Below are 5,980 nucleotides of genomic sequence, written 5' to 3' on the forward strand. Positions count from 1 at the left end.
GTCTTCTCCAGCGCCGACTTGCCGTTGCCCGACTCGCCCAGCACCAGCCAGTGCGGGGCGGGGAGTTGCTGGCCGTAGAGCTGGAAGGGGTCGTAGATGTAGCCCTTGCCGCTGTAGACCTCGCGGCCGATGATGACGCCGGAGTCGCCGAGGCCCGGTGCGGCCGTCGGCAGGTAGACGGCCTGCGCCTGGCCGGTGGAGGTACGTACGGGCAGCCGGGTCGTCTCCGTCTTGCCGAAGAGGAAGCTGGTGAAGGCGTCGGAGATTGCGGTCAGTGGATCGGTCGCGGCCATGGGAACCCCTTCAGCCCTTCAGCGGCGGATGCCGGTCGCGAACGGCAGCGTGTTGACGAACGCCCGGTGATGTTCTCTGTCGCACCACTCCAGCTTCAAGTAGCTCTTTCCCGCCGAGGCGCGGATCGTGCGCTTGTCCCGTGCGAGGGACTCCGCCGAGCGGGCGGACACGGTGATGTAGCCGACGAGGTTGACGCCCGCCGCTCCCGAGGCGAGGTCCTCGCCGCGCTGGTCGACGCGTCCGTGTGCGGCCACGTCGCGGGGGTCGATGGTGCGGTTCATCTTCGCCTGCCGACTGGCCTCCGCCTCGTCGTTGGTCTTCTCCGTCAGCATCCGCTCGATCGCCCGCTCGGTCGGCTCCAGGTCCATGGCCACCGAGACCGTACGGATCACGTCGGGGGTGTGCACGAGCAGCGGCGCGAGGAAGTTGACGCCGACCGGCGTCATCGGCCACTCCTTCACCCACGCCGTCGAGTGGCACCAGGGCGCCCGCGTCACCGACTCCCGTGTCTTGGCCTGCAGATAGGTCGGCTCCATCGCGTCCAGCTCGGCGGGCCAGGCGTTGCGCTTCGACATCGCCTGCAGGTGGTCGATGGGGTGGTCCGGGTCGTACATCGAGTGGATCAGCGAGGCCAGTCTGGCCTGCCCGAGCGGCTGCCGGACCCGGATGTCCGCCTCCGTCAGGCGCGCGCAGATGTCCGTCAACTCGCGGGCCATCACGATCGCCAGGCCCTCGTCCTTGGACAGCTTCCGCCCCCCACGGCCCGCCGAGCGCTGCGCCGCCTTCGCGATCGCCGCGCCCTCGGCGGCCAGTTCGCGTCCGTAGTGCATGCACGCGACGAGGTACGCGCGGTGCTGCTCGCTGGACGTCGAGACCATCGACTGGAGGTGCTCGTAGGAGTCGCGCAGCCAGGGCGCGGCCCGCTCGTCGCCTCGCTGGTCGACGTCCTTGGCGTGGGCGTCGGGGTCGGCGGGCAGCGTACGGGCCAGCATCTGCAGCCGGGTGACGTAGCCGTCGCCGTTCGCGACGTGCTTGAGGAGGGTGCCGAAGCGGTCGACGAGCGCTTCCTGGTCCTCGCTGTCGCGCAGCCCGACGCCCGGGCCCTCGATCTCGATGGCCGCGGTGACCGTACGGCGGTCGGCGTGCAGGAGGACGGCCAGCTCGTCCGGACCGAAGGGCGCGGAGAGCCAGTTGATGCGGCCGACGCCGGGCGGCGGGCCGATCTCGACCTCGCGTCCGTCCAGCCGGACCCCGGCCTCGGCGGCGTCCGAGCGGTAGGCGGCGCCGGCGGAGTTGCGCGTCAGTCTGCGGAACGATCGGTTGATCTCGAACCACCTGTAGAACGTCCGCCCCTTGTACGGCACGTAGATCGCGGCCAGCGCGAGCAGCGGGAAGCCGAGCAGGGCGGGGATACGGAAGGAGAGCACGGGGATGAGCAGGCCGCTCATCATGCCGAGGAAGGCGCCCGCGATGATCAGGCCGATCTCGCCGGTCTCCCGGTTCTTGCCGATCATCGCGTTGGGCCGCGCACGGCCGATCATGTACGTGCGGCGCGGGGCGACCGCGGTGTGGGAGGGGTTCGTCATCGTCATCCGCGGTCACCTCCGGTGCGGTTGCCGCCGGCACCGGTGTTCCTGGCCGGCCGGGGTGGTGCGGAGCGGTCGTACGTACGGGGGGCGGGGGGCGCCGCCTTCTGGTGCGGCACGTCGCCGCCTCCACCGCCGCCGCCTCGGGTGCTGTGGGCGGCGACGCCGCCGGAAACCTGGTTGCCCGGCTGCTGCCCGCCGCCTCCGCCGCGGGCGCTGTGCGTGTTGATGCCCTGCCGTACGAGCGCGGCCGGCGAGGAGACGACCGCGGCGGTCGCACGGGAAGCGGGATCGCGGGAGGCGTTGCGGTGGCTGACGATCTCGTCGCCGAAGCCGGGAACGAAGCGGTAGATCATGGCGCTGGCGAAGATGGCCAACAGGATGATGGCCAGCCCGGAGACGATGGCCGAGAAGGCGTTGGGGCCGTCGGCCGAGGACAGCGCCCCGGCCAGCCCGAGCACGATCACCACCACCGGTTTGACGAGGATGACGGCGATCATGATGCCCGCCCAGCGGCGGACGTGGCCCCACAGGTTCTTGTCGACCAGGCCCGCGTAGACGGCAGTGCCGAGCAGTGCCCCGACGTAGAGGAGGGCGGCCCTGACGACGAGTTCGAGGTAGAGGACACCGGCGGCGAGGACCGAGATGAGCGAGACGACGATCAGCATGATCGGGCCGCCGCCGATGTCGTTCCCCTTCTTCAGTGCCTCGGAGAACGTGCCGAAGAACTGCTCCGTCTGATCGGACGTGCCCGCCGCGACGACCTCCGTCACGCTGTCGGTCGCCGAGACCACGGTGTGGAGGATGAGCGGAGTGAAGGCCGACGCGATGACGGTGAGCCAGAGAAAGCCGATCGCTTCGGTGACGGCCTCCACGAACGGCACACCACGGATGGCCCGCTTGGCGACGGCGAGCAGCCAGATGGTGAGCGTGAGGATGGTGGACGCCGCGAACACAACGGCGTACTGCCGCAGGAACTCGGGGTTGGTGAAGTCGATCTCGGTCGTGGAGTTGACGAGGTCCGACAGCTTGTCGATGGTCCACGAGGCGGCCTTGGCGCAGCCCTCGGCGAGGGAGGACAGCGGGTCGAGGGTGCTGGTGGGGTCGGGGGAGGTGCTGCTGCCACCGCCTCCCTTGTCACCGTTCTCGCAGTACTCCTTGGCGGGGCCGACGATGAGGTCACAGTTCTCATCAGGCTTGGGTTCGGCTGCGACGCGGGTGGCTAGGGCAAGAGCCAGCATCTGCAGTCCGGCCAACGCGGTGGCAGCCGTCGCGGTTCGGCGGTGAGGGCTAGCGGCCATAGGTGAACCCTCCGTACTGACCTACCGCGTCCGCGATCTCCTCGGCGCCGGAAGCCCTATTGTCGCCATCAACGGGTGCAGGGCCGTCCTTCTGCTTGAAGCTCCGCACCTTCCAGTCCCCGTTGGACCAGCTCAGTCCCATCCGCATCGTGAACCAGTCGCTTGTCACAGGATTCTTGGAGCCTTCACCTGCCATCCCATAGAGGCCTGTGCACCAGACGTCCAATTGAGCGCTGTGTTCGGTGAAGTCGACGATCTTGGTGCCGATCGGTGCGGTACGGGAGACGTAGGTCATGCCGTCCTTGGGATTGCCGTCCTCATCGAGGGCCAGCTTCTTGAGGAAACTCTCCGAGTACGCCTTGTCCATCTTGGACCGCATCTCGCCGGCCTCGGACGGGACGAATACCCGTTGAACGATCTCGTCCCGCTTACCAGGCTTGATGATGTCCGAAGAGACCAACGCCACCGCGTAATTCGCCGCCGCGCTCTGCGCCCCCTGCTTGGACTGCGGGAAACCGGATGCGATGCCGCCCTCCCCGCCCTGCACCGGCTTCTGCCCGGTCGGGGCCGTCGGCTGGGCGCCTCCGCCCTGACTGCCGCCGCCCTTGCCGTCGCCTCCGCCCGAGCCGTCCCCGCCCCGGTTGGCGAAGGCGATGGCGGCGATCAGCAGGACCACCACACCCACCACGGTGACGACGCTGCGCCCGGGGCGCGAAGGCGGTCTGCCGCCGCCGCCCTCCCCGCCCGGAAGACGTGTGCGGGTGGTGAGGCCGGCCGAGCCGCGGCCGTAAGCCGAAGCCGCGCCCTCCTCGCCCGTACGGTCGCGCTCACGCCCGCCGTACCCCTCGCCCCCGCCGCCGATGCTCATCCCGGACGTGCCTCCTCGATCTTCCGCTCCGTCAATTGCCGTCAGTGCATTGTCTCCTCACCTGACGGTAGCCGGGACACAGCCGATACGGGGGGCCTGTGGATAACGGCACGGTCCCCGTCTCGGCATGCGGAACGCGTACGTCCCACCCGCCACGCCAGGCACATGGGCCGGATTCCCCATGCCCATCCGAGTACCCGTACTCATGTGCGCGGCCCGACAAGCCGTCAGCCTGGGCCTATGACTACTCCATCGGTTCAACGGCCCACCACGGCGGCCTTCTTCGTGCAGTCGGCCATCGCGTTCGGTCTGTCCCTGATCGCCCTCGTCATCGGCATCGCGAAGCTGCCGGTCGGAGCGTGGGAGCGCAGCTTCCTCGCGCTCGGGCTCGTCTTCGTGGTGTCGTCCGCCTTCACCCTCGCCAAGTGCGTACGCGACCGGCAGGAGGTGGAGGAGATCACGAGCAGAGTGGACAGAGCGCGCGTCGACAAACTGCTCAACGAGCAGGACCCGTTCGAGCAGGGCAGGGTCTGACCGCGTCCGGCACGCAGCACAGCTGCCAACGCCTGCTCGGGATCACCCGATCGCACTTGGATACGGTGTTCGGTGACCGGTGCGGGAACGGAGACGCGGGGGAGGCGGTCCTGTGAGTGAGTTCGGGGATCTGAAGGTCAGTGAGACCTCGGTGAAGGCGATCACCCAGGGGTTGAAGGCTGCGATCGGCGAACTGCAGGAGCTGGACGGCTTCGGCTCGGAGCCGGCGTCGTTGCAGGGTGCTGGTTTCGGCGGGATGGCGATGTCGGGGCTGGAAGCCGGGGACGGTGGACTCGCCGACTCTTTCGAGGACTTCTGCGAGCGCTGGGAGTGGGGTGTACGGGCGCTCGTCGGCGACGCGAACGTACTCGCGGACAAGCTGGGCCTGGCGGCCGGGATGGTGTGGGAGCAGGACCAGTACACGGCGGGCTCGTGGAAGGTGGGCGTGAACGCGATGTTCGGCAATCCGCATGCCACTGAGGAGGAGGCCGCCAAGCAGAGCTACGGCGACATCTTGAAGCCGGACGCACCGGAGACCGCCGCCGAGCGGCAGAAGGAGTTCGACCAGATCAAGCGGGACTGGAACGACACCGGTCGTGCTGTGACCTCCGAAGGGATCGGCGGGGCGCTTACCGACGTCGGCATGGATGGGGCCGGTATTCCGGAGGAGGGTCGGGAGCGGGCGCTGGATGAGAAGTGGGGGCCCTCTCCGGAGGAACGTGCAGAGCAGCAAGGGTCCCCGAAGCAGTCCCGCGGTGACCACTGATGGGCATGGGGGACCTGACTCCGGACTGGCTCGAGGACGGTCTGGAGACGGGTGCCGAGAAGGTCGGTGAGGGCATCGACCGCTCCACTGACTTCCTCGCGGACCGGATGGACAAGGTCGGAGTTCCGAAGGGGGCGGGGAAGTGGCTCCGGGACACGGGGGACGGGGCCGCCGGCACCTTGGGTGCGAAGGTCGGCGAGTCGGAGCTGGGGGAGACCGACGACCACCGGAAGCTGATCCACGGCAGCGTGGCCACCTTGCGTGCCAACGCGAGCCATCTGCGGGACTTCCAGAAGGCGTTCGAGAAGGTCGCACGGGGTCTGAAGGGGCTGGACTCGCAGCATCTGCGGGGCAAGGCGGCGGACGCCTTCCGGGAGAAGGTGGCGGTCGAGCCGAAGAAGTGGCACAAGGCGGCCGACGCGTGCGAGAAGGCCGCCAAGGCGCTGGACGACTTCTCCGACACCGTCACCTGGGCGCAGGGTCAGGCGCAGGACGCGTTGGAGAAGTACAAGAAGGCCGAGTCCGCCTCCAATGCGTACAAGGCGAAGGTCTACGACTACAAAGCCGCAGCCGACTACGGCCTCAAGGGTGACGACCTCCCCGACAAGCCCGGTGATACGGATCCGGGCGC

The 5,980-nt window shown here is 68.8% G+C and carries 6 protein-coding genes and 1 pseudogene; 3 read left to right on the forward strand and 4 right to left on the reverse strand.

Annotated elements, in window-relative coordinates; translation table 11 throughout:
* The 4 genes and pseudogenes from ACRDP3_RS14740 to ACRDP3_RS14755 all read right to left on the reverse strand — a co-directional run.
* Positions 1-293, reverse strand: a pseudogene (locus tag ACRDP3_RS14740) (ATP-binding protein); the annotation flags it as partial.
* Between the two features lie 18 nt (positions 294-311).
* Positions 312-1,880 carry an SCO6880 family protein gene (locus tag ACRDP3_RS14745; RefSeq protein WP_431517391.1) on the reverse strand — a complete coding sequence of 523 codons (1,569 nt, stop codon included), beginning with the start codon at positions 1,878-1,880 and terminating at the stop codon, positions 312-314.
* 2 nt (positions 1,881-1,882) lie between these two features.
* Positions 1,883-3,181 (reverse strand): hypothetical protein, encoded by a 1,299-nt coding sequence (locus ACRDP3_RS14750; RefSeq protein ID WP_431517386.1) that lies wholly within the window; start codon positions 3,179-3,181, stop codon positions 1,883-1,885.
* Positions 3,171-4,049: a hypothetical protein gene (locus ACRDP3_RS14755; RefSeq protein ID WP_431517387.1), complete on the reverse strand. Its 879-nt coding sequence runs from the start codon at positions 4,047-4,049 to the stop codon at positions 3,171-3,173. Before ACRDP3_RS14755 ends, ACRDP3_RS14750 begins: the two co-directional genes overlap by 11 nt.
* A 240-nt stretch (positions 4,050-4,289) precedes the next feature.
* On the opposite strand from ACRDP3_RS14755, the gene ACRDP3_RS14760 reads away from it, so the two are divergent.
* From ACRDP3_RS14760 to ACRDP3_RS14770, 3 genes are all read left to right on the forward strand, one after another.
* Positions 4,290-4,583, forward strand: coding sequence for a YiaA/YiaB family inner membrane protein (locus ACRDP3_RS14760; protein WP_431517388.1), 294 nt, complete (start codon positions 4,290-4,292; stop codon positions 4,581-4,583).
* Positions 4,584-4,695: 112 nt separating this feature from the next.
* Positions 4,696-5,349 (forward strand): hypothetical protein, encoded by a 654-nt coding sequence (locus ACRDP3_RS14765; RefSeq protein WP_431517389.1) that lies wholly within the window; start codon positions 4,696-4,698, stop codon positions 5,347-5,349.
* Between the two features lie 5 nt (positions 5,350-5,354).
* Positions 5,355-5,980, forward strand: a 626-nt coding sequence (locus ACRDP3_RS14770; protein ID WP_431517390.1) for a putative T7SS-secreted protein, incomplete at its 3' end; no start/stop codon positions are given.

The sequence above is a fragment of the Streptomyces sp. genome (assembly GCF_050698815.1).
In the GTDB taxonomy this organism is placed as follows: Bacteria; Actinomycetota; Actinomycetes; order Streptomycetales; family Streptomycetaceae; genus Streptomyces.